The organism is Castellaniella sp. FW104-7C03 (assembly GCF_040276085.1).
In the GTDB taxonomy this organism is placed as follows: Bacteria; Pseudomonadota; Gammaproteobacteria; order Burkholderiales; family Burkholderiaceae_B; genus Castellaniella.
In genome coordinates this window covers 44,516-69,219 of sequence record NZ_JBELOK010000008.1, presented here as the reverse complement: position 1 = coordinate 69,219, position 24,704 = coordinate 44,516, and the positions used below count along the sequence as shown (strand labels likewise).

The 24,704-nt window shown below is 59.8% G+C and carries 21 protein-coding genes; 19 read left to right on the top strand and 2 right to left on the bottom strand.

Going from position 1 to position 24,704, the window contains the following annotated elements; all coding sequences use genetic code 11:
* The first annotated feature begins 41 nt into the window (after positions 1-41).
* The 5 genes from ABS758_RS10750 (at position 42) to ABS758_RS10730 (ending at position 4,409) form a co-directional block, all read left to right on the top strand.
* Positions 42-413 (top strand): Na-translocating system protein MpsC family protein, encoded by a 372-nt coding sequence (locus ABS758_RS10750; RefSeq protein ID WP_350382681.1) that lies wholly within the window; start codon positions 42-44, stop codon positions 411-413.
* A 171-nt stretch (positions 414-584) separates the two neighbouring features.
* A complete protein-coding gene (locus ABS758_RS10745) occupies positions 585-1,610 on the top strand; it encodes a Nif3-like dinuclear metal center hexameric protein (RefSeq protein WP_350382679.1) in 1,026 nt (341 codons plus the stop codon).
* A 62-nt stretch (positions 1,611-1,672) separates the two neighbouring features.
* Entirely contained in the window at positions 1,673-2,707 is a 1,035-nt protein-coding gene (locus tag ABS758_RS10740; RefSeq protein WP_350382677.1) for an ABC transporter substrate-binding protein, read from the top strand.
* Positions 2,704-3,534, top strand: a complete 831-nt coding sequence (locus tag ABS758_RS10735; protein ID WP_350382675.1) for an ABC transporter ATP-binding protein — start codon at positions 2,704-2,706, stop codon at positions 3,532-3,534. The genes ABS758_RS10740 and ABS758_RS10735 overlap by 4 nt, the downstream gene beginning before the upstream one ends.
* A gap of 20 nt (positions 3,535-3,554) precedes the next feature.
* Complete coding sequence (locus ABS758_RS10730; RefSeq protein ID WP_350382674.1) at positions 3,555-4,409, top strand: ABC transporter permease; 855 nt, start codon at positions 3,555-3,557, stop codon at positions 4,407-4,409.
* 54 nt (positions 4,410-4,463) lie between these two features.
* Here the strand turns inward: ABS758_RS10730 and ABS758_RS10725 are convergent, their stop codons facing one another.
* A complete protein-coding gene (locus ABS758_RS10725) occupies positions 4,464-5,660 on the bottom strand; it encodes an acetyl-CoA C-acyltransferase (protein ID WP_350382672.1) in 1,197 nt (398 codons plus the stop codon).
* Between the two features lie 11 nt (positions 5,661-5,671).
* Entirely contained in the window at positions 5,672-8,095 is a 2,424-nt protein-coding gene (locus ABS758_RS10720; protein WP_350382671.1) for a 3-hydroxyacyl-CoA dehydrogenase/enoyl-CoA hydratase family protein, read from the bottom strand.
* A gap of 297 nt (positions 8,096-8,392) precedes the next feature.
* On the opposite strand from ABS758_RS10720, the gene ABS758_RS10715 reads away from it, so the two are divergent.
* The 14 genes from ABS758_RS10715 to murA all read left to right on the top strand — a co-directional run bounded on the left by ABS758_RS10715 (position 8,393) and on the right by murA (position 24,699).
* Positions 8,393-9,160 carry a hypothetical protein gene (locus tag ABS758_RS10715; RefSeq protein ID WP_350382669.1) on the top strand — a complete coding sequence of 256 codons (768 nt, stop codon included), beginning with the start codon at positions 8,393-8,395 and terminating at the stop codon, positions 9,158-9,160.
* Positions 9,157-10,212 (top strand): FecCD family ABC transporter permease, encoded by a 1,056-nt coding sequence (locus ABS758_RS10710; RefSeq protein ID WP_350382667.1) that lies wholly within the window; start codon positions 9,157-9,159, stop codon positions 10,210-10,212. Before ABS758_RS10715 ends, ABS758_RS10710 begins: the two co-directional genes overlap by 4 nt.
* Positions 10,213-10,231: 19 nt before the next feature.
* Positions 10,232-11,017 (top strand): ABC transporter ATP-binding protein, encoded by a 786-nt coding sequence (locus tag ABS758_RS10705; RefSeq protein WP_350382665.1) that lies wholly within the window; start codon positions 10,232-10,234, stop codon positions 11,015-11,017.
* Positions 11,018-11,304: 287 nt separating this feature from the next.
* Positions 11,305-16,002: a glutamate synthase-related protein gene (locus ABS758_RS10700; RefSeq protein WP_350382664.1), complete on the top strand. Its 4,698-nt coding sequence runs from the start codon at positions 11,305-11,307 to the stop codon at positions 16,000-16,002.
* A 14-nt stretch (positions 16,003-16,016) separates the two neighbouring features.
* Positions 16,017-17,480 carry a glutamate synthase subunit beta gene (locus tag ABS758_RS10695; protein ID WP_350382663.1) on the top strand — a complete coding sequence of 488 codons (1,464 nt, stop codon included), beginning with the start codon at positions 16,017-16,019 and terminating at the stop codon, positions 17,478-17,480.
* A gap of 101 nt (positions 17,481-17,581) precedes the next feature.
* Positions 17,582-18,403, top strand: coding sequence for an ABC transporter ATP-binding protein (locus tag ABS758_RS10690; RefSeq protein WP_350382662.1), 822 nt, complete (start codon positions 17,582-17,584; stop codon positions 18,401-18,403).
* A complete protein-coding gene (mlaE, locus tag ABS758_RS10685) occupies positions 18,400-19,185 on the top strand; it encodes a lipid asymmetry maintenance ABC transporter permease subunit MlaE (RefSeq protein ID WP_350382661.1) in 786 nt (261 codons plus the stop codon). Before ABS758_RS10690 ends, mlaE begins: the two co-directional genes overlap by 4 nt.
* A gap of 12 nt (positions 19,186-19,197) precedes the next feature.
* Positions 19,198-19,701: an outer membrane lipid asymmetry maintenance protein MlaD gene (gene mlaD / locus ABS758_RS10680; RefSeq protein WP_350382659.1), complete on the top strand. Its 504-nt coding sequence runs from the start codon at positions 19,198-19,200 to the stop codon at positions 19,699-19,701.
* 99 nt (positions 19,702-19,800) lie between these two features.
* Positions 19,801-20,643 (top strand): MlaA family lipoprotein, encoded by an 843-nt coding sequence (locus tag ABS758_RS10675; protein WP_350382658.1) that lies wholly within the window; start codon positions 19,801-19,803, stop codon positions 20,641-20,643.
* 95 nt (positions 20,644-20,738) lie between these two features.
* A complete protein-coding gene (locus tag ABS758_RS10670; RefSeq protein WP_350382657.1) occupies positions 20,739-21,389 on the top strand; it encodes an MlaC/ttg2D family ABC transporter substrate-binding protein in 651 nt (216 codons plus the stop codon).
* Positions 21,390-21,617: 228 nt separating this feature from the next.
* Positions 21,618-22,409 (top strand): ABC transporter ATP-binding protein, encoded by a 792-nt coding sequence (locus tag ABS758_RS10665; protein WP_350382656.1) that lies wholly within the window; start codon positions 21,618-21,620, stop codon positions 22,407-22,409.
* Positions 22,406-23,197: an ABC transporter permease gene (locus tag ABS758_RS10660; RefSeq protein ID WP_350382655.1), complete on the top strand. Its 792-nt coding sequence runs from the start codon at positions 22,406-22,408 to the stop codon at positions 23,195-23,197. Before ABS758_RS10665 ends, ABS758_RS10660 begins: the two co-directional genes overlap by 4 nt.
* Positions 23,198-23,201: 4 nt before the next feature.
* Positions 23,202-23,453, top strand: coding sequence for a BolA family protein (locus ABS758_RS10655; RefSeq protein ID WP_350382654.1), 252 nt, complete (start codon positions 23,202-23,204; stop codon positions 23,451-23,453).
* Entirely contained in the window at positions 23,446-24,699 is a 1,254-nt protein-coding gene (gene murA, locus ABS758_RS10650; protein WP_350382652.1) for a UDP-N-acetylglucosamine 1-carboxyvinyltransferase, read from the top strand. Before ABS758_RS10655 ends, murA begins: the two co-directional genes overlap by 8 nt.
* The last annotated feature ends 5 nt before the right edge of the window (positions 24,700-24,704 follow it).

Below are 24,704 nucleotides of genomic sequence, written 5' to 3'. Positions count from 1 at the left end.
TTAAATTAAGTGCCAGTGAATGAACGTCAACAGGTAGCTTCATGGCTCAGGAACAGTGCAAAACCTTGGGTGAACTAAAGCAGGCATTGACACGCGACTACAACGCAATCAATTCGCGCCTGTTTGCCACCGGGGTTGTCACCCTGAAAATCGACATCGTGGACGAAAAAATCTTCATGTTGGCCGTCCACAAAAGAGTTGTACCGCTACAGATCGTGAGCGAGCAGTCGGCACTGGTGGCCGACATCGCAGACTACTACCTCGTTCGCTTGTTCAAAAGCCAATTCAAGGAAATCCTGACCAAAAATTATCAATTTGAAGTCAGTTCCATCTTTAAAGATTACGATCGGGACGACGAGCTCTCATCGACGCTTGTCCTGCTGAAGAAAGAAGTACAGACGTATTTGCATTAAGCACTCGATGCTGTGATGCAATACCCTACGCAGCCCATGCTGGCTGGTTGAAGGTCTTTCAGGTTCTCTGCACAACATGTGCAGGCATCCGAAAGCGCACGATATCGCCGGCACCGAACACTGGAAGACGATTCCAGCGCTTGGTGCCGGCTTTTTTATTGGATTTTCAAAATGAAGACAGTTGCCGACCTCCTGGATTCCCTGAACATCATTACGGACGGACGCATGGCTCCTTCTGTCGAGGCGGCCAGGGACGGCAGCTACAAATTCGTCATACTGAAATCATCCGGTATCTACGGCAAGAGCGTGCTGGAAATCCCCAGCCTCATCCATGGCGACCCGACAAAGGAAATCAAAAAAATCGCGGTCTGCATGACGCTCACCGAACAAAGCGTCGAACTGGCAGGCGCCACTGGTGTTGACGCCATTGTGGCGCACCATCCGGTGGCAGATGCCGCCAGTTGCGGCGGCGTGACCCTCAGGGATTATCTGGATCTATATGGGATTGCAGTGCTGGAATGCCATGAGGCCTTTCACGGTTTGCACCCCGGAATCGCCCATCTGCATGGCCACTCAATCCTGAAGAGCAGCATCGCGTACGGCGGGCTGCACGGCAACGTCATGTATGTGGGTACGCCGCTGGAGGGAGTGCGCAGCATGCGCGATATTCTGACTCGCCTGGACAGCTTCATGGGGCTGGAGGTGGAAAGGGACATGCTGGAAGCCGAAAGGCGCCTTAAAGGCTCCAACGACATCCAGGAGGGCAGCCTGGTTACCCGGGGACGCGTCCTGCTGGGCGATGCTGACAGCCCGATCCACAAACTGGTGCATATATTTCCACATACCGGCTTCACCCCCGACCATCTGCGTGCGGCCATCAAGGAAGACCCCGATATCAATACCGTGCTGGCCTCCATCAGCCGGGTCTACGAGGGGCACGCACTGATCGAGGCCGCCAAAGAGCTGGGGCTTCAATTGATGGTTGGCAACAGCCATGTGCTGGAGATCATGGAAAACGGCATGCCGCTTGCACGCGCCCTGCAGCGCCTGCTCGATGAGGTCGACGTGCAAATTTTCAGGGAACGCGTCACTTCCACCCCAATCGACGTATTCGGAAACGCAAGAATGCAAGAGTACGCCAGGCGCTTCTCGGAAGCGCACCTTCTTGGGAAAAATGCATTGACCTTCGCAGGATGATCCTGTGTAAATGCCGCACTGCCCGTTGATATAAATGAATCAAAACGACAGGAGACAAAACGATGAACATCTTCAAATCGCTACGAAGCCTCGCGCTGCACCGGCCTTTCCATACCGCCTTATCGCTCGCCATCGCGGGCGGCGTGGCGCTATCGACCATGCCCGTCAACGCCGCATCACCCACCAAGGTCCGCTACCAGGAAGTGGTGCGCTCCATTCTCTATATGCCCATGTATGTGGCCTTGAACCAGGGGTATTTCACAGACGAAGGGCTGGATGTCTCCCTCAAGACCTCTCAGGGAACCGATAAGGGCATGGCCGCATTGCTGTCAGGCGGTGCTGATGTGGTGTTGATTGGCCCGGAGGCATCGGTCTATGTCAACAATAGCGAATCCCCGGTAAAAACCCGCCTGTTTGCCGGCCTCACCGCAACTGATGGGTTCCTGCTGTTGGGTAAAACCCCCACCAAGCCTTTTAACTGGAATGACATGAAAGGCAAGTCTGTCATGTCGTTCCGCCAAGGCTCAAACCCCGATGTATTCCTTGAAACAGCGCTCAAGCAACATGGCCTGGATCCTGACAAGGACGTCAAGATTGTCAGCAATATCGGGCCCGCTGCGCGCGCCGGCGCATGGATGGCAGACAGAACCGACTACGCCATTTTTCTTGAACCCGAGGCAAGCAACATGGAAAAGGCGGGCAAGGGCGAAGTGGTGGCCTCAATTGGCCATGAGGTCGGGCCGGTAGACTTCACGGCCTTTACCACAACGGATACCTACATCAAGGAGCACCCGGAGGTGCTGGACGCCTGGACCAAAGCAATTTATCGGGCACAGAAATACGTCGAGACGGCCACCGCAGAAGATCTTGCCAAGCATATAGAGTCGTATTTTCCCGGTGTAAGCCAGGCAGAACTGGTCAAGGCGATCAACCGCTATCGCCCCTTGCATCTCTGGAAGAAAAATCCGCTGATCGAACAGGCCGCCATGGAAAAGCTTCAGGACATGCTGATCGACCGCGGCTTGCTCAAGCCTGAACAGCGGGTGCCCTATGCGCAACTGGTTGATGTCAGTTTTGCCAAAAAGGTAACGCCATGATCGCAACAGAAGCTTCAGATACCTGTACGCTGGAACGTCCGGTCCATGCGGAAAACCGGATCAGGATCAGTCATGTCTCACTGCGCTATTTCACACCAAAGGTAGAGATACTGGCCCTGTCGGATGTCTCGCTGACCATCGAGCCAGGTGAATTCGTCAGCCTGATTGGCCAATCGGGCTGTGGAAAAAGTACGCTGTTGTCCATCATCGCCGGGCTCCTGCCCCCTTCAGAAGGCACGGTGCACGTGGGAAATCAGCCAGTTACCACGCCCTCACCCAAAATCGGCTACATGCTGCAGCAAGACTATCTGTTCGAATGGCGCACGATCCTGGATAACGCTCTGCTGGGCGCCCAGATTCAGGGGCGTGACATCCGTGTGGCACGGGATCGGGCCGTCCATTTCCTCGAAAAATGCGGTCTGGGCCGCTTTTTGGATCAATACCCCAAGGCGTTGTCCGGCGGCATGCGACAGCGTGTTGCCCTGGCCCGCACGCTCACCACAAACCCGGATGTGGTGCTGCTGGACGAACCGTTCTCCGCCCTGGATTCGCAAACCAGGCTTGCCATCGCTGATGAAGTCGTAGAAGTCTTGCGTGCTGAAGGCAAGACGGTGGTGCTGGTCACACACGATATCGGTGAAGCGATTTCCATGACGGACAGGGTTGTTGTGCTGTCCCGCCGTCCGGGACGCATCAAATCGGAGCACACGATCCGATTCCCAAGCGTAAAGGGTCGGCCAACGCCTTTTGAAGTACGCGCACTTCCTGAATTCACTTCGTATTTCAACACCCTTTGGGACGAGCTTGACGTTCACGTCGAAGGCTAAGTCGCGCGGGAGCAGATCAAATGAATACTCGAACCACTGAAATGAGCCTATCCTCCCCTGGACACGCGGAAGCCCCCTCCGCCACCCCCAGCCCGGCCTACGCCGCCTATCTGCGCCGCGAAACCAGTCGGCGCCGCTTTGTGCTGACTGCCAGGTTCATTCTGCTGCTGGCGGTGCTTGCACTATGGGAAATCCTGGCCCGCACGCACCTCATGAACCCGCTGCTGACCAGCTACCCGAGCGCCGTCTGGCCCACCTTGGTGGACTTATTTGAAAACGGCGATCTCCTGGCCCACACATGGGCCACATTTCGGGCAACCCTCGTGGGTTTCACGTTCAGCATGGTGGTTGGCATCGCCATTGCCGCCATGCTGTGGTGGTCCACCACGCTCTACAAGGTCATTGATCCTTTCATGGTGATTGCCAATGCCATGCCCAAGATCGCCCTGGTGCCTATTTTCTATATCTGGCTGGGCCCGGATTACTCCATCTACGGCATGGCCGTCGCCATCTCGATCTTCATCACAATCATGGTGGTCTATGAAGGTTTTCGTGGCATTGACTCCAACAAGATCAAGCTGGCGATCACCCTGGGTGCAACACGCAGGCAGGTCTTGACCATGGTGGTGTTGCCAGGCAGTGTCCCAACCATGCTGGCAGCCCTCAAAATGAACATCGGCCTTGCCCTGGTGGGTGTCATCGTGGGTGAATTCCAGTCTGCCAGTCAGGGGCTGGGGTTCCTGATCATCAATGGCAGCCAAATATTCAAACTTAATATTGTGATGGCCGCCATCGTTGTGCTGGCGCTGCTATCGGGCCTGATGTATTTGGCGATTTCCCGCCTCGAAAAAGCCACGGTGACCAAGTATGCTTAGTCACCGTGGCTGAAAACCAGCCCTGCTTGGGGCCGCTGCCCGGGCAGCGGCCAATCAGCAGCGTTCGTAGATGCCAGCTGCGCCCATCCCGGTGCCGACGCACATCGTCACCATCCCGTACTGCAGATTGTGCCTGCGCATGGCATGAATCGTGGTGGCAGAGCGGATCGCCCCGGTGGCCCCCAGGGGATGGCCCAAGGCAATGGCGCCACCCATGGGGTTGACCACGTCCTCGTTAAGCCCCAAATCACGAATGACCGCCAGCGACTGCGCTGCAAACGCTTCATTGAGCTCGATCCAGCCCATCTGATCCAGGCGCAGACCCGCTTTTTTGAGAACGGCTGGAATTGCTTCTTTGGGGCCGATCCCCATGATGTCAGGCGGCACGCCGCGCACAGCAAAAGACACAAAGCGCGCCAGAGGCGTGAGATTGTGTTCTTTTAGCGCCCGCTCGGACACCACCAGCAGTGCACCGGCGCCATCCGAAGTTTGCGAGCTGTTGCCTGCCGTAACGCTACCCTTGGCAGAAAACACAGGGCGCAGACGGGCAAGCGCCTCAAGGCTGGTGTCTGCCCGCGGGCCTTCATCCAGCGCGACGGTATGGCGCGTTTCACGCACCTCGCCGGTTGCCAGATCCGGTATCCGGCGCACAATCTCCACTGGCAGCATCTCATCGGTGAACTCGCCTGCTTTTTGTGCGGCCAGGGCACGCTGATGAGAGCGCAAGGCAAAGGCATCCTGGTCCGCCCGCGAGATATCCCAGCGCTCGGCTACTTGCTCGGCTGTCGCTCCCATGCCATACGCAATGCCGATATTTTCATCATTCAGATACACATCCGGGCTAAAAGAGGTGCTGATCCCCATGGTGGGCACCAGGCTCATGGATTCTGTCCCGCAGGCCAGCATCACATCGGCCTCACCCACGCGGATGCGGTCTGCCGCCATGGCCACTGCTGTAAGGCCGGAGGCGCAAAAGCGGTTTACCGTTACACCTGCCACCGACTGGGGCAGCCCAGCCAGCAGCACGCCCACACGGCCAACGTTCAGGCCCTGGGGGCCTTCGGGAATCGCGCAACCCACGATCGCGTCCTCGATTGCGGCCGGATCAAGGTTCGGTGCCTGGGCCAGCACGCCCTGGATGGTTCTGGCCAGGAGGTCGTCCGGGCGCGTATGGGAATACATACCGCGCGGGGCCTTGCCGATGGGCGTGCGCGTCGCAGCGACGATATAAGCTTGTTGCAGGGCAGTCATCGAAAGTCTCCTTAATTGCGGACGGGCTTGCCGGTTTGCAGCAGGCCGGCAATACGCTCTTGTGTCTTGGGGTTGGCCAGCAGACTCAGGAAGGCCTTGCGCTCAAGCTTGAGCATCCAGGCCTCATCCACCAGGCTGTTGGGATCGACGTCACCGCCGCAGATGGCTGTCGCCACCTCCAGGCCAATGTGAAAATCGTAATCGCTGATATAACCACCCACCTGCATGTTCACCAGTTGTGCACGCAAGGTTGCGATGGCATCCCGACCAGCGACCGCAAAGCGGGCGGGCAGCGGTGGACGGTACCCTTGCTCGGCCAGGTTGGCTGCCTCGCGCACCGCCACATACAGCAGCTCGTGGCGGTTCATCACGATAGGATCGGAATCCCGCAGGTAGCCGATCTCACGCGCTTCGAGTGCCGACTTGGACACACGGGCAGTGGCCACGGACAGCACAAAGTTTTTGACATAAGCCAGCAAGGGCGCATCCGGGGCCGACTGGGCCTGGATCTCGGCTGCGCGGCGCGCACTATATGTCATGCCACCCGCACCCGGTACCAGGCCGATACCTACCTCCACCAGACCAATGTAGGTTTCGAGGTGCGCCACACGACGGGCACAATGCACGGAGAGCTCGCAGCCACCGCCCAGTGCCAGGCCGGCCACGGCTGCCACCACCGGCACCTGGGCATAGCGCACCCGCAGCACCATGTCCTGCATTTCCTTTTGGATGGGCTCAACCGCCTTGACGCCACCGGCCATGAAAGCCGGCAACATGGCTTTCAGATCAGCCCCTGCCGAGAAAGGGTCTTCGAGTTGGCCGATAACCAGCGCCTTATAGCCCTGCTCTGCCAGATCAACCGCGTGCGTCACGCCGCGCACCACATCGGGGCTGAGCGTATGCATTTTGGTCTTGAAGGATGCAATCAACACATTTTGCGGATGCGGCTGAGGCAAGGTCCAGCACAAGATGGCGTCGTTTTCGTAGACAACCTGCGGCACCAGTACCGGGCCTTCGCCCACCAGCCGGGGCGCCCCGATCTGGCGCTGATACACCGGCAAGGTGCTGCGCGGTACGTAGACGTTGCCCGCCGGGCTGTACGAGCCCTCTGGTGTATGCACGGCCTGAGTTTCCCACACGGGGCCCTGTGTGGCCCACTGGGGCAGCGGCGCGGACGATAAGGTTTTGCCTGCAGCAATATCCTCGTTGATCCAACCTGCCACCCGCTGCCAACCGGCTGCCTGCCAGATCTCGAAAGGCCCAAAGCTGTGCCCAAAGCCCCATTTCATGGCCTGATCCAGCTCGCGCGCGCTATCGGCGATCTCGCCCAGATGGACCGCGCTGTAATGGAAGGTATCCCTCAGGACAGCCCACACAAACTGGGCCTGGGGATGATCGGAATCATGCAGCGCCTGCAGGCGCTTGGCAGGATCACGCTCTTTCAGGATTTCCTTGACCTCGTCATCAGCCTTCTCGCCAGAAGGCACATACTGACCGGCCTTGGGATCCATGCGCAGGATCTGCTTGCCTTCTTTCTTGAAAAAGCCCGCCTTGGCTTTCTGGCCCAGCGCGCCTTTTTCAATCAGACCCGCCAACACAGGGGGAATCGTGAAATGCGCATGGAAGGGGTCGTCAGGCAACTGATCTTTCATCGTGTCGATGACGTGTGCCAGTGTATCCAGCCCCACAACATCAGCCGTACGGTAGGTGCCTGATTTTGCGCGACCCAGGCGGGTGCCTGTCAGGTCGTCGACCAGTTCGTAGGGGAGATCAAAGGCAGCGGTGTGATGAAACACAGACAGGATCCCAAACACGCCAATGCGATTGCCGATGAAATTGGGCGTGTCTTTTGCCCGCACCACCCCCTTGCCCAGCTGCGACACCAGGAAGGTTTCAAGGTGATCCAGCAGTGCCGGCTCGGTAGCCGCTGTGGGGATCAGTTCGACCAACGCCATATAGCGCGGCGGATTGAAAAAGTGCACTCCGCAAAACCGGTGTCGGAGGGTTTCGGGCAGGGCTTCGGACAAAGACGTGATCGACAGGCCCGAAGTATTGCTGGCGACGATGGCATGCGGGTTTAGCGCAGGCGCCAGCTTGTGATAGAGGTCGCGTTTCCAGTCCAGGCGCTCGGCAATGGCCTCGATGACAATATCGCAATCGGCCAGCAAAGCAAGGTCTTCGTCGTAGTTGGCCGGCGTGATCAGATCAGCCAGTTTGGAGACGCCCAAGGGGGCTGGATTCAGTTTTTTAAGCTGGGCAATCGCACGCTGCACAATCGCATTTTTGCCACCCTGGCCGTCATCTTTGGCCAAGTCAAACAGTACCACCGGCACGCCGGCATTGACACAGTGGGCCGCGATTTGGGCGCCCATAACCCCTGCGCCACACACCGCCACACGGCGGATAAACAGGGGGGCGGACTGACTGGTTTGCATGATAAGGTGTCCTCTCTCGGTGATGGAAGGTTCGGATGGGCGGCTCCTTGGCAGGTCAGCCCCTGACCGCTGGGAGCTCTATCCGAAAGCCGATTCTTCGATTGTCGCTGATTTGCAGTAAAAATTCAAACGATCGTTTGAATTGGTTTCTGATGGATCTCTGCAGTCAAAGCCGTCCATCATTCTGGCATGCACAGAGCACACCCGCCGCACATCCAACGTAACTTCGGATGTCGAGTTCTATACAATCTAAGCCTTCCTAGGCTATTTCGGCCAGCAATGGCTGCACCGCCCCTCATGGCTCGCCTGCCCCGTCTGTATGCTCCACGGATTCCGCAATTGCTGGAAGCCCGGTTTGCCCGGGCACTGGCGCCCGCCGACGCGCCCACGCCGGAGGCAGCCCTCAATACGATTGCCACCTGGCTGGCAGCGGAAGCACAGACCTTCTCCCATGCCACGCGCCTGCCACCCGGGCCTACGCCACTCATCACATCCGCTGCTACCGGCAGCAGCCTGCCGGCCGTGGCGATACATGCCTGGGCGGTGTTACCCGATCGCATCACACTGCTGGCCACACCCGGAGATCCCCGTTCGCTCTCGCGCCTGATGCAGGCCCTGGGACGAAGAATGGGTTCCGGGCTGCTGCGCACCCGGGTATATGCCGGACGCTATCACAACGCCTTGCTTGAGCCGGGCCGCTGGGTACTGCCCGCCATGCTGTGGGTTGAATCGCTGGCTGCGCAAACCGGCCTGGTGGCCAACGCCACGCAATGGCCATGGTCATCCGCCGCAGAGCATGCAGGCCAAGCAAGCGCCTTCACGGGTTGCCTGCTGGATCACCCCGACTACTGGCAAGAGGGCGACACGCCATTCGCCCGCCAGGCCACCTGGCGCAAGCGCCTGACGGCCGGCCTGACGGCCGCACAAAATAGCCAGATCGAAGCCGCCCTGCACGGACAATGGGCACTGGGCGAGAAAATCTTTCTAAGCCACCTGGGCCGACTGGCCTCGCGACGCGTCAGCCCGGCCCCAAGAGGGCGGCCCAGAAAAGTGGTCAGCCCATGAACGCCGCACCAGCCCCCCTTCCCGACACCATGCAGCAATATCAGCAACTGCTGCGTCGTCGCTGGCTGCTGGTGTCCTTGCTTGGGCTCATCATCCTGATTTCCATACTGGCGGATTTCACGCTTGGCCCCTCCGGCCTGGGCTGGGAAGATCTCCGTCAGGCCTTGTTCCAGCCTGCGCAGGCCAACCCCACACTTCGCGTCATTGTCTGGGATATCCGCCTGCCTTCCGCACTGATGGCCGTGGCGGTAGGGCTGGCGCTGGGGCTGGCGGGTGGCGAGATGCAGACCATCTTGAACAACCCCCTGGCCAGCCCGTTTACCCTGGGCATCTCCTCTGCGGCGGCCTTTGGCGCATCGCTGGTGATTGTGCTGGGCATATCCCTGCCCGGAGTGCCACAAGCCTGGGCAGTTGCAGTCAACGCCTTCGTCTTCGCCCTGCTGTCCGCGCTCGTGCTTGATCTGGTCGCCCGCTGGGGTGGCATGAGCACCTCCAGTCTGATTCTGTTTGGCATCGCACTGGTGTTTTCTTTTAATGCGGCGGTGTCTCTCGTGCAGTTCATCGCCAGCGCTCAGGCCTTGCAAGACCTCGTGTTCTGGACGATGGGCAGCCTCACACGGGCATCCTGGCCCCGACTATGGATCTTGCTGCTGGTGATCGGGCTGCTGCTGCCCTGGTCGCTGTGTGACACATGGAAGCTGACCGCCCTGCGCCTGGGCGAAGATCGCGCAGCCAGCTTTGGCATCAACGTGCCACGTCTGCGGCTCAAGGCGCTGGTGCGCATCAGCATCCTGGCAGCCCTCGCTGTTTCGTTTGTGGGCACCATTGGTTTTGTGGGCCTTATTGCCCCGCATATCGCCCGGCGCCTGTTTGGCGAAGATCACCGCTTTTATCTGCCTGGCAGTGCTTTAGTGGGTGGTGTCATCTTGTCGCTGGCCTCGATTGCCTCAAAAAATATGGTCCCAGGGGTTCTCGTGCCCGTCGGGATCGTGACCTCACTGATCGGGGTACCGTTTTTCCTGTCAGTTGTTTTACGCAGAGAAGTGAAATGAACCCAGGCAAGCGCTAACTATGTTGGAGATTCAGGATCTCTCGGTGGCATACGGCCGGCATACGGCCATCCAGCCGCTAAACGCCGGGCCATTGGCCCCGGGCCGGCTGGTGGCCGTGCTGGGCCCCAACGGCAGTGGCAAATCCACGCTGCTAAAGGCCGTTGCGGGTCTTCTTGCCTGCAATGGCCAAGTATTGCTCAACAATCTCAATCTCACAAAGCTATCGTTTGAGCAGCGCGCCCATCAAGTGGTGTACCTGCCGCAATCCCTGCCACCGGCCCTGCACCTGAGAGTCTTTGAGTCTGTCATGGTGGCGGCCCGGGCATCTGATCTGGCCCCCCAGGCGCCGCAGGTCAGCCCACAGCATATTTTGCAGATGCTCGTACGGCTGGGTATAGAACACCTGGCGATGCGCTATCTGGACGAGCTATCGGGTGGCCAAAAGCAACTTGTGGGCCTGGCACAGGCCCTGATCCGCACGCCACGCCTGCTGCTTCTGGATGAACCCTTGTCTGCCCTGGACTTGAATTACCAGTGCCATGTAATGGATCTCCTGCGCCAGGAGACCCTCACTCAGGGGCTCACTACCCTGATCGTGCTGCACGATCTGAACATCGCACTCCAGCGCTGTGATGACGCCCTGCTGATCCAGGCGGGCACGCTGGTGGGCCAAGGCGCGCCAAAGACCGTTATCACCCCCAAAACCCTGGCTGATGTCTATCAGGTGGACGCGCGGGTTGAAACTTGCTCGCGAGGCCTGCCCCATGTGCTGATCGACGGATTGCTTCAGCCGGCACATGAATAATCAGCTTGGCGTAATCCACGCCTGCGGGGTGATGTGGCAAACCGCACACAGCACAATATTTTTGGGATTTTGGCCAAAATTGACCATGAACAGAATAGTGTTTTCTACGTCTATACTTAATCCTTTCAAATTTATTGATACGTCCCTAATTTAATGCTAACTTCCTGCTGAACACAATAAAAGGGGACACATCATAAAAAAGCTGTTGTGAATCAGGGCTCCACAGCGTAATTTTCTTATTCCACCGGCGACGGTGGACTCTGCGATTTTGCCTGAAGAGCCCTGCCATGACACACCCTGCCTATTGCCCTCCCGGCCTGCCTGCCGCCCAGGGCCTCTACCACCCCGAATACGAGCACGACGCCTGTGGCGTGGGCTTTGTGGCCCACATTGAAGGCACCAAAAGCCACACCATCATTCAGCAGGCGCTGAAGATTCTGGAAAACCTGAATCACCGGGGCGCCGTGGGCGCAGACGAACTGATGGGCGATGGAGCCGGCATCCTGATCCAGATCCCCGACCAGCTCTACCGCGACGAAATGGCCAGCCTGGGCGTCTGTCTGCCGCCTCCCGACGACTACGGCGTGGCCATGGTGTTTTTGCCCAAAGAAACGGCCTCCCGCCTGGCATGCGAGCGCGAGCTGGAGCGGGCTGTGCGCGATGAGGGCCAGGTCGTACTGGGCTGGCGCGATGTCCCCATTGACCACGACATGCAAATGTCGCCCACCGTGCGTGCCTGCGAGCCCGTGATCCGGCAGCTGTTTATTGGCCGCGGGCCGGACATCATGGTGCCCGACGCCCTGGAACGCAAACTGTATGTCATCCGCAAGACTGCCAGCCATGCCATCCAGCGCATGCAGCTGGCACACGGGCAGGAATACTTTGTGCCGTCCATTTCGGTACGCACCGTGGTGTACAAGGGCCTGTTGCTGGCCAGCCAGGTGGGGGTGTACTACCGAGACCTGGCCGATACGCGTGCCGTATCAGCCCTGGCGCTGGTGCACCAGCGCTTTTCGACCAACACCTTCCCAGCCTGGCCGCTGGCGCACCCTTACCGGATGATTGCCCACAATGGCGAAATCAATACCGTAAAGGGTAACTTCAACTGGCTGCGCGCCCGCGAGGGCGTGATGTCCTCGGCGGTGCTGGGTGACGATCTCGCCAAGCTTTATCCGATTGTCTATGAAGGACAATCCGACACCGCCACGTTCGACAACTGCCTCGAGCTGCTCGTGATGTCCGGCTATTCGCTGGCACACGCAATGATGATCATGATCCCCGAGGCCTGGGAGCAGCACGCCGACATGGACGAATCCCGGCGCGCATTCTATGAGTACCACGCCGCCATGATGGAGCCCTGGGACGGGCCGGCCGCCGTGGCCTTTACCGATGGCCGCCAGATCGGCGCCACACTCGACCGCAATGGCCTGCGCCCCGCGCGCTACCTGATCACCGACGACAACTTGGTGGTGCTGGCCTCTGAAGCCGGTACGCTGCAGATCCCCGAGCACCGGATCGTCAAGAAATGGCGTCTGCAGCCGGGCAAGATGCTGTTGATCGACCTGCAGCAAGGCCGCATCATCGAAGACGAAGAGATCAAATCCCAACTGGCCAACGCGCATCCCTACCCGCAGTGGATTGAGCGGCTGCGCATGAAGCTGGACGACCTGCCTGTCGTAAAAGACGACGACACGCCCGCCCCCATCGCCAGCCTGCTGGACCGTCAGCAAGCCTTTGGATGGACGCAGGAAGACTTCAAGTTCATCCTCGAACCCATGGCCACTACTGGCCAGGAGGCGATTGGCTCGATGGGCAACGATGCCCCCCTGACCGTGCTCTCCGACCGCCCGAAGCCGTTTTACAACTATTTTCGGCAAATGTTTGCCCAGGTGACCAATCCACCAATTGATCCCATACGCGAACAACTGGTGATGTCGCTGGTGTCCTTCATCGGGCCCAAGCCCAATCTGCTGGACATCAACAACGTCAACCCACCCTTGCGGCTGGAAATCAACCAGCCCGTGCTGGACCAGGCTGCCATGGCGCAACTGCGCCACATCAGCCGCCAGACCAACGACAAGTTCCGCTGCTGCGAACTGGACATCACTTATCCTGTGGTCTGGGGCCGTGAAGGGATCGAAGCCTGTCTGGCATCTTTGTGTGCCACCGCGGCGGATGCCGTGCGCAGTGGCAACAATATCCTGCTCCTCAGTGACCGCCTGGTGGATGCCGACCGTGTAGCGATCCCGGCCTTGCTGGCCACCTCGGCCATCCATCAGCATTTGATCCGTGCGGGGCTGCGCACCAAGACTGGCCTGATCGTGGAAACCGGCTCGGCGCGCGAGACCCACCACTTTGCATTGCTGGCCGGCTATGGTGCAGAAGCCATCCACCCCTGGCTGGCTCTGGAAACCCTGGCGGGCATGGAAGCAACGATCCCGCACGCCACTCAAAATTACATCAAGGCAATCGGCAAGGGTCTCAAGAAAGTGATGTCCAAGATGGGCATCTCAACCTATATGTCGTACACCGGTGCGCAGATTTTCGAGGCCGTCGGGCTGCACAACAGCCTGGTGAAGAAATACTTCAGCGGCACACCCAGCAACATCGAAGGCATCGATATTTTCCAGGTAGCCGAAGAGGCCATGCGCTCTCACCAGGCGGCCTTCAGCACCGATCCCGTCCTCACCGACCGGCTGGACGAAGGTGGCGACTATGCGTTTCGGGTTCGCGGCGAACAGCACCTCTGGACGCCGGACTCCATCGCCAAGCTGCAACATGCCACACGCGCCAACAACTACTCCACATTCAAGGAGTATGCGCAGCTCATCAATGATCAATCCCGCCGTCACATGACGCTGCGCGGCCTGTTTGAGTTCCGCGTCGATCCCGCCCGGGCGATCCCGCTGTCCGAGGTGGAACCCGCCAAGGAGATCGTCAAACGGTTTGCCACAGGCGCGATGTCCTTGGGGTCGATCTCCACCGAAGCGCACACGACGCTGGCAGTGGCCATGAACCGCATTGGCGGCAAGTCCAACACCGGAGAAGGCGGCGAAGACGCCTTGCGCTATCGCGCTGAAATGCGCGCCGGCAAACCCACTGTCCGCAAGGGCGACTCGATCGCATCGGTACTGGGCAAAGACCGCATCGTGGCCGACATCCCCCTGGCAGCCGGCGACTCCCTGCGCTCGCGCATCAAACAGGTGGCTTCGGGCCGATTCGGCGTCACCGCCGAATACCTGTGCAGTGCCGACCAGATTCAAATCAAGATGGCTCAAGGGGCCAAACCGGGCGAGGGCGGTCAACTGCCCGGCCACAAGGTGTCGGAATACATTGCACAACTGCGCTATTCGGTGCCTGGCGTAGGCCTGATCTCGCCCCCGCCGCACCATGACATTTATTCGATCGAAGATCTGGCGCAACTTATCCACGACCTCAAAAACGTCAATCAGGAAGCCTCGATCTCGGTGAAGCTGGTGGCTGAAGTGGGCGTCGGCACGGTGGCCACAGGCGTGGCCAAGGCCAAGGCTGATCACGTGGTGATTGCCGGCCACGATGGCGGTACCGGTGCTTCGCCCGTGTCATCCATCAAGCACGTGGGCATCCCCTGGGAGCTGGGCCTGGCCGAGACACAGCAAACCCTGGTGATGAACCGTTTGCGCAGCCGTATCCGCGTACAGGCCGACGGACAGATGAAAACTGGCCGCGACGTGGCGATCGCAGCCATGCTGGGTGCCGACGAGTGCGGCTTTGCGACGGCTCCGCTGATTGTTGAAGGCTGCGTGATGATGCGTAAATGCCATCTGAACACCTGCCCCACGGGCGTGGCGACGCAAGATCCCACCCTGCGCAAAAAGTTTAATGGCAAGCCTGAGTACGTGGTGAATTACTTCTTCTTTGTGGCTGAAGAAGTGCGCGAAATCATGGCGCAACTGGGAATCCGCACGTTTGATGAACTGATCGGCCGGGTAGATTTGCTGGATATGCGCAAAGGCATCAGCCACTGGAAAGCGCACGGGCTGGATTTCAGCCGGATTTTCCATCAGGTGACATCTGAAGATTCCGTACACCACACCGAAGCACAAGACCACGGGCTGGCCCACGCGCTCGATCACCAACTGATCGAGCGCAGCAAGGCTGCTCTGGATCGCGGCGAAAAAGTGTCGTTCATCACACCGGTACGCAACCGCAACCGCACAATCGGCGCCATGCTGTCCGGCGAAGTGGCTCGCCGCTACGGCCACGAGGGCTTGCCCGACGACACCATCCACATCCAGTGCAACGGTGCTGCCGGCCAAAGTTTTGGCGCGTTCCTGGCCCACGGCATCACACTGGATCTGGTGGGCGAAGCCAACGACTACGTGGGCAAGGGGCTCTCCGGCGGGCGCCTGATTGTGCGTTCGCCCAATGATTTCCGCGGCTTCGGGCCAGACCACATCATCGCAGGCAACACGGTGCTGTACGGCGCCACCGGCGGCGAAGCATATTTCAATGGTGTGGCAGGCGAACGCTTTGCCGTGCGCAACTCGGGTGCCGTCGCAGTGGTGGAAGGCACCGGCGACCATGGCTGCGAATACATGACGGGCGGCACAGTGGTGGTGCTGGGTGAAACAGGACGCAACTTTGCTGCAGGGATGTCCGGCGGTGTTGCCTATGTCTGGGATCCCGAGCATCTTCTGGCCAAACGGTGCAATACCGATATGGTGCTGCTGGAGCCCATGCCCACGCATGAGGCCCAGAAACAGGCCGGCGATATCCAGTACTGGCATCACCAGACGCGTGAAAGCGAGCGTGAAACCGACGAAACCATCGTCCACCGGCTGGTGGAAAACCATTTCCGCCAAACCGGCAGTTTCCGCGCACGCGAAATACTGGATGACTGGGGCCAGGCACGCCTTGCGTTTGTCAAAGCCACCCCCACCGAATACCGCCGCGCACTGGGCGAACTGTGGCAAGCGTCACAGACCCGCGATCTGGCCGCCTGAAGGAATATTGCATCATGGGAAAAATCACTGGTTTCATGGAATTTGCCCGGGTCAAGCCTGCCTACGAGGCCCCCGAGTCCAGGCTGCACCACTGGAAGGAATTCGTCTCACCGCTTACCGACGAAGAAGCGCGCGTACAGGGTGCCCGGTGCATGGATTGCGGCGTACCTTTTTGTACTCACGCCTGTCCTGTCAACAACATCATCCCCGACTGGAACGACCTGGTGTACAAGCAGGACTGGAAGCGCGCGCTGGACACGCTGCTGTCCACCAACAACTTTCCGGAGTTCACCGGCCGCATCTGCCCCGCCCCCTGCGAGGCCGCCTGCACGCTTAACCTGAACGACACTGCCGTTGGCATCAAATCCATCGAACACACCATCATCGAGCGCGGCTGGCAAGAGGGATGGGTTGTCCCCCAGCCACCCGCACGAAAAACAGGCAAACGGGTAGCTGTCGTGGGTTCCGGCCCCGCAGGGCTGGCCTGCGCACAACAACTGGCGCGTGCTGGTCACAATGTGTCGGTGTTTGAGAAAAACAATCGCATCGGCGGCTTGCTGCGCTATGGAATCCCCGACTTCAAACTCGAGAAAATCCACATCGACCGGCGTCTGGCACAGATGGAGGCCGAAGGGGTCGAGTTTTTCCCGTCCACCTACATCGGGCTGCCCGAACATGCAGAAGACGGCCTGAATGTCATCTCTCCGGACGATCTGCTGGCCCAGCACGATGCCGTGGTCCTGTCTGGCGGCTGCGAGCAGCCTCGCGACCTGCCCGTGCCCGGACGCGATCTGCGGGGCGTGCACTTTGCCATGGACTTTCTGCGCCAGCAAAACAAGGTCAACCACGGAGACCGGATCGTCAAACCGATCAACGCCAAAGGCAAGCACGTGATCGTTATCGGCGGCGGTGACACCGGCTCGGACTGCGTGGGCACCAGCAATCGCCAGGGGGCTGCCTCGGTGACACAGTTTGAGCTGATGTTCCGCCCTCCCGAAGAAGAAGACAAACTGCTGGTGTGGCCCTACTGGCCCATCAAATTGCGCACGTCGTCCTCACACGAAGAAGGCTGCCAGCGCGACTGGGCCGTCGGCACCCAGGCGTTTGAAGGCAAGGGCGGCAAGGTGGAAAAGCTGGTGGCCACGCGTCTGGAATGGTTCAAGGACAAGGCCACTGGGCAGATGAAAATGCGCGAGGTCAAAGACTCGAAATTTGAAATCCAGGCCGATCTCGTGCTGTTGGCGATGGGTTTTGTCTCACCAATGCGCACGGTGCTGGATGCCTTCGGTGTCGAGCGCGATCCACGAGGCAATATCCGTGCCACCACGGACGACTACTGCAGCTCACGGCCCAAGGTATTTGCGGCTGGCGACATGCGACGCGGCCAATCGCTGGTGGTCTGGGCGATCCGCGAAGGCCGGCAATGTGCGCGGTCTGTAGACGAGTATCTGATGGGTACATCCCAGCTGCCACGCTGACGCACTCATCGCCCCCGAGCGGGTATCTGGCCGCAGGCAAACCCCGCAGCCAGATGGGTAGCAGGTACAATCTCCTGCATAGAACGGAGCCCGCTCACTTCATGTCTAACCGTCCCGAACCTCTTGTCACCTTTACCGGCGTATCGCTGGGCTATGGCGACTTCACCGTGCTGCGCGACATCGATTTCGAAGTCCTGCCGGGCCAGGTTGTGGCCATGATGGGCGGTTCAGGCTCAGGAAAAACCACCTTGTTGCGCGCCGTCACCGGGCAGTTGCTCGCCCAGGCGGGCAGCATCACCGTTTTTGGGCAAGATATCGCCTCCCTGCACGGCGAAGCCCTGCGCGAAACCCGCCAGCGCATGGGCGTTCTGTTTCAGTCCGGCGCGCTGTTCACAGACCTCGACGTCTTCGAAAACGTCGCCTTTCCGCTGCGCGAGCATACCTGTATTTCAGAGCAACAAATTCTCGAACGCGTACTCGACAAGCTGCAGGCTGTTGGCCTGCGCCACGCGGCTCACCTGCGTATCTCCGAGATCTCGGGCGGCATGGCACGCCGCGTGGCACTGGCCCGTGCCATTGTTCTCGAGCCCGAACTCATCCTCTACGATGAGCCCTTCGCCGGTCTCGACCCCATCTCGCTGGGTATTACGGCACAACTTATCCGCAACATGACAGACCAGCTTGGCTGTGCAACCATCCTCATCACGCACGATGTAACCGAATCCTTTGCTATCGCCGACCACGTCTATCTCATTGGCCAGGGCAGGCTGCTGGCCCACGGCAGCCCTGCCGAGCTGTCCGCCGCTCAGGACGAATACCTCCAGCAGTTCCTGCAGGGGCGCCCAGACGGCCCGATCGGCTTTCACTATCCGCTCACACCAGCCTTCGAACGCTGGTTTGCTGCCCGAAGAGGCGCCGCATGAAGCCATTTCAACGCATCGCTGCACTGGGGCGCACCTTCGTTAATCTGCTGACCAGCCTGGGCGGGTTTGCGCGCCTGTTCGCGGCCATCCTTGCACGCAGCAGCATCCTGTGGCGCCGGCCACGCCTTACCTCCCAGCAAGTTCATTTCATCGGCAACTACTCATTGCTGATCATCGGCGTGTCAGGCCTTTTTGTCGGCTTTGTACTGGGCCTGCAAGGTTATTACACACTTAACCGCTATGGCTCCGAAGAAGCTCTGGGGCTGCTGGTTACCCTCTCGCTCACCCGAGAGCTCGGGCCAGTGGTCACCGCGTTGCTGTTTGCCGGCCGGGCAGGTACCTCACTGACTGCAGAAATCGGTCTGATGAAAGCCGGAGAACAAATCGCCGCCATGGAAGTCATGGCCGTCGACCCCATCCGCCGCGTCCTGGCGCCCCGATTCTGGGGAGGCGTCATCGCCATGCCCATCCTGGCCGCGGTCTTTTCGATGGTCGGTGTGCTGGGAGGCTGGTTCGTGGGTGTCGTCCTTATCGGCATCGACCCCGGCGCCTTTTGGTCGCAAATGCAAGGCGGCGTCGATGTGATCGACGATGTACTCAATGGTGTCATCAAAAGCCTGGTGTTTGGGGTGGTGGTGACGCTCATCGCCCTGCATCAGGGCTGGACATCCAAACCTACCCCCGAAGGCGTCTCGCGAGCCACCACCCGCACGGTAGTCAATGGCGCGCTGGCGGTACTGGGCCTCGATTTTCTGCTCACCGCACTGATGTTCGCGCACTAAGGAAACCTTTTCATGACACGAGAAAAAACTGATTTCTGGGTCGGCCTGTTTATTTTGCTGGGCCTGATCGCGCTGGTGTTTCTGGCCCTGCGCGCCGGCAACATGAGCTCATTTTCTTTTGCGCCTACCTACCGGGTGCAGGCTTACTTCGATAACGTGGGCAGCCTGAAAGTAAGGGCGCCTGTAAAAAGCAGTGGGGTTGTGGTGGGCCGGGTAGCGTCCATCGGCTTTGACAACCAACGCTTTCAGGCCAGCGTCCAGCTTGATCTCGAACAGCAATACGCGTTCCCCACCGACTCCTCCGTGTCCATCCTTACCTCGGGTCTGCTGGGCGAGCAATACATCGGTGTCACCCCGGGAGGCGAAGACAAAACCCTGGCTGATGGCGGCACCATCAAGTTCACACAGTCTGCTGTCGTCCTCGAAGACCTCATCAGCAAATTCCTGTACAACTCAGCCGAAAAAGAAGGCTCAGTCGCTGCACCAGAATCCGCATCAGGCAGCGTAGCGCACTGATCCGCCACATATCCGCAGCCACACCGCACAAATGGGTACGGAGGTTACAATGCGCATCATATTTTGTCTCAGGCCTCACGATCCGGCTCGCTGCTTACCATGAAACTCACTGCCACCTCTGCCCGCGCCCGGCATGCCCGCTGGATACGACCCATACTCGCTGTCACCACAGCGGCCCTGGTGGCTGGCTGCGCACAGGTTCCCAACCCTTCGCCCAACGATCCCTGGGAATCCTACAACCGCGGCATGTACAGTTTCAATGATGCGGTCGACCGTGCTGTCCTGAAGCCCATTGCCACTGGCTACGAAACCATCACTCCCCGGCCCGTGCGCACCTGTGTGCATAATGTGTTCAGCAACCTGGGTGACGTCTGGTCTGGGATCAACAGCCTGCTGCAGGGCCGTGGCCGCGATTTTGTCGACACCTTCGGCCGCATCCTGTTTAACTCTACCGTCGGCCTTGGCGGCTGTATCGACGTCGCCAGCATGCACGGCGCCCGCAAGATCCCCAACGACTTCGGCATGACACTAGGCGTGTGGGGCTTTGGCCAAGGGCCCTATTTTGTGCTGCCTTTCTTTGGCGCCAGCACCGTCCGCGATGGCGTGGGCACAGCGGTAACACTGGCCGCGCCGGTTACTCCCACCGCAGCCGTATTCACCATCGACAACATCCCGGTGCGCAACTCGATTCTCGGGCTGTACATCGTCGATACCCGGGCCAATCTGCTTGAAGCCGACCGCCTGGTCGATCAAATCGCCCTGGATAAATACAGTTTCATCCGCGATGCCTATTTGCAACGCCGCAAGGCTATGCTGGATAGCAGAGAGAACAGTCAGCACGCCAGCACCCAGGACACCCTGGACAGCACCGGCCAGCCGTCTGCTCCACCCTCCAACAATCTGCCTGTCTACGACGACCCAGAGGCAGCCCCCAGCAACTAAGGGTCTGGTATCGGCCGGCCCGACCTTCCATGGGGCGGGCCATCCGCCAAACCAACCGGACAGCCGACACACCGGCGACCCCAGGAGCACGCACCATGCAGTCATTGTTTTTCAATAAATTTCGTCTTTTCTTTCAGTCCTGCCTGCTGGCCAGCACCCTGGCCCTGTGCATCACGCCAACCGCCCAGGCCCAACACACGGTTGATCCCAAAGCCGCCCCCAATGCGTTTCTGGGCGCTGTGGCCAACAACATGCTCGAAGCCGTCAAAGCCAATCCCAAGGCACTCGGTGGCGACGTCAGTGAAATCACCGCACTGGTGCGCCAGTACGCCCTGCCCTACGTCGACATGAACAAAACCACCCGTCTGGCCGCCGGCCGCCACTGGCGCCAGGCCTCCGACGCCCAAAAAGAAGCACTGATACAAGCCTTTACCGGCACCCTGATTCGCACGTACAGCGGCGCCTTTACACGCGTTACTCCCGACACCACCATCGATGTCGCGCCGTTTCGGGGTGACCCCAACGCAGACGACGCAGTCGTACGCACCTCGGTCTCACAACCCAACAGCAGCCCCATCGGTGTGGATTATCGTCTCGAGCAAACCAACGCTGGCTGGAAAGTCTACGATCTCAACGTCGAAGGCATCTGGCTGATCCAAAACTATCGCAACCAGTTCTCCCAGGAAATCGGCCGTAGCGGCATCGACGGCCTGATCAAGGCACTTAACGCCAAAATCGCGCAATAAATCCAGATAAATCGATCTCGGGCAAACCAAAGCGGCCACTCGACAATCGTTTTGGTATCCGATCAGCAATCGCCCCATCCGTAGTCAGCCAGCCGATCAGCCAACAAACGGCCGCCCTTCACCACCGCAGCATATCGCCCACACGTCACCCAGGCAACCAAGCCTTCTTGCCCCCTCCTACACAGCCTATAATGGTGGATTGCGCCCTTCTCGGCCCAAGCATCCACCATGCCCGCACTAGATCTTCAAAACATCTCCAAAATCTACGCCCCGCCCCCGCGATCCCTGCGTGATCGCTTATCCGGGCGCCCTGCGTCACCCGGCTTTCAGGCACTCACCGACGTCAACCTCAGTGTTGACCACGGCGAGTTCTTTGGCCTGCTGGGCCCCAACGGCGCCGGCAAAACCACACTAATTTCCATCCTGGCCGGCCTCGCGCACGCCACCCAGGGCACCGCACGCGTCTGCGGCTACGACGTCGTCCAGGATTTCCGCAAAGCACGCCAATCCCTGGGCGTTGTCCCCCAGGAAATCGTCTACGACCCCTTTTTCACCGTCCGCGAAACCCTCCGCCTGCAATCCGGCTACTTTGGCCTGCGCAACAACGACAACTGGATCGACGAAATCCTCGAAAACCTCGGCCTGCTGGATAAAGCCGAAACCAATATGCGTGCACTTTCGGGGGGCATGAAACGCCGCGTACTCGTGGCCCAGGCACTTGTGCACCGTCCCCCCGTCATCATCCTCGACGAGCCCACCGCCGGCGTCGACGTCGATCTCCGCCGCACCCTCTGGGACTTCATCACCCGCCTCAACCAGGCTGGCCATACCATTTTGCTGACCACCCACTACCTCGAAGAAGCCGAAGCGCTGTGCGGGCGCGTCGCCATGCTCAAAGCGGGCCACATTGTTGCCCTCGACACCACCCAGGCCCTCATGGCCCGCTTCGGTGGCACCGACCTCGAAGACGCCTTCGTGCACATCATGCACGACGACTCCCTGTTGGAGGCCGAGCTATGATCCGCCCCGTTGCCCAGACACGCCCGGCAATGGGTTCCGGATTTCCGACACTGCTGCACAAAGAGCTCATGCGCTTCTGGAAGGTCGGTACGCAAACCATTGCCGCGCCGGTTGTCACTGCGCTGCTTTACCTGCTGATTTTCTCTCATGTCCTTGAAGACCGCGTCCAGGTTTACGGCAGCCTCTCGTACACCGCGTTTCTGATCCCCGGTCTGATGATGATGAGCATGCTGCAAAACAGCTTTGCCAACCCATCCTCGTCCCTCATTCAAAGCCGCATCACAGGCAACCTTATCTTTGTGCTGTTGCCGCCATTCTCGTACCGCCAGATCTTCATGGCGTACCTGGTGGCATCCGTGGTCCGCGGCCTGTGTGTCGGCGCCTGTATTTGGCTGGTGGCCCTGTTCTTCATCCCGTTACCTGTCAGCGCGCCTGCCTGGCTGCTGGTTTTCGCCGTGCTGTCGTGCTGGATTCTGGGCACACTGGGCCTGATTGCAGGGCTGTGGTCCGAGAAATTCGATCAGCTCGCCGCCTTTCAAAATTTCCTGATCGTCCCCGCCACCTTTTTGTCCGGGGTTTTCTACTCCATCCACAGCCTGCCGCCATTCTGGCAGGCCGTCTCCCGATGGAATCCCGTGTTCTACATGATCGACGGATTCCGCTACGGGTTTTTCAGCGTTTCCGACGTATCCCCGTGGCACGGGCTGGCGGTTGTTCTGGCCGTCGCCCTTGCCCTCAGCCTGTTTGCCCTGCGCCTGCTGGCCCGCGGCTACAAACTACGGAGCTAACCTCATGCAGCCGACCCCCGATATCGTCCGCCAATACATTGCCGAACACCTCGACTGCGAACATCTCGAAGTCTATGGCGATGGCGCCCACTTTGAAGCCCTGATCGTCAGCAAAGTCTTCGAAGGCCAAAATACCCTGGCGCGCCACCGCACCGTTTATCAGGCACTGGGCGATCGCATGCGTGCTGAAATCCACGCCCTCTCGATGCGCAACCTGACACCAGCCGAATACAACGACAGCAAAGCCAATGGATAAACTGCTGATCCAGGGCGGTCGGGCCCTGCGGGGCGAAGTCACCATTTCCGGGGCCAAAAATGCGGCGCTACCTATTTTGTGCGCATCGCTGCTCGCCGACGAGCCCCTTTTGCTGGGCAATGTTCCCGCCCTGCGTGACATCGGCACCACCCTTATGCTGCTCGAGCGCATGGGTGTCACCACCGCACGCCCCGGGCCAGAGCAAGTGTCACTCAACGCCGCCCATATCCACAGCCAGGAAGCCCCCTACGAGCTCGTCAAGACGATGCGCGCCTCGATCCTGGTGCTGGGCCCCCTGCTGGCCCGTTTTGGCCAGGCGCGCGTTAGTCTGCCTGGCGGCTGCGCCATCGGCCAACGGCCCGTCGACCAACATATCAAGGGTCTGGCGGCCATGGGCGCCAGTATCCATATTGATCACGGCTTTGTCGTCGCGCAAGCCTCTCGCCTGAAGGGTGCCAACATCCTTACCGATATGGTTACCGTCACTGGCACAGAAAACCTGCTGATGGCCGCCACACTGGCCGAAGGCAAAACCGTGCTTGAAAACGCCGCCTGCGAACCCGAAGTCGTGGATCTGGCCCGGGTACTGATCGCCATGGGCGCCCACATCGAAGGGCACGGCACCGACCGCATCGTCATCGAGGGGGTCGATCGCCTGCACGGCACACAGCACCAGATCGTGCCCGATCGCATCGAAGCCGGCACCTTTTTGTGCGCCGTGGCTGCCACCGGGGGTGACATCACCCTGCGCGGCGTGGCGCCCGACACGCTCGGCGCCGTACTCGACAAACTGCGCGACACCGGCCTCGAGATCACCCTCGGAGACAACTGGATCCGTGCCCGCATGACTGGTCGCCCTCGTGCCACAGGCTTTCGTACCAGCGAGTACCCCGGGTTTCCCACCGACATGCAGGCCCAGCTGATGGCCCTCAACACCTTGTCCGAAGGCACCGCCGTCATCACCGAAAACATCTTCGAAAACCGCTTCATGCACGTCCAGGAGCTTTGCCGGATGGGCGCGGACATCGAAATCGATGGCCACACTGCCATTGTGCAGGGACAAGCCAAACTGCTGGGCGCAACCGTCATGGCCACAGACCTCCGTGCATCAGCCAGCCTGGTCATCGCGGGGCTGGCGGCACAGGGTGAAACCACCGTCGAGCGCATCTATCACCTGGATCGCGGCTACGAACACATGGAGCACAAGCTCCAGGCGCTGGGCGCCAATATCCAACGCATTCAATAGGCATC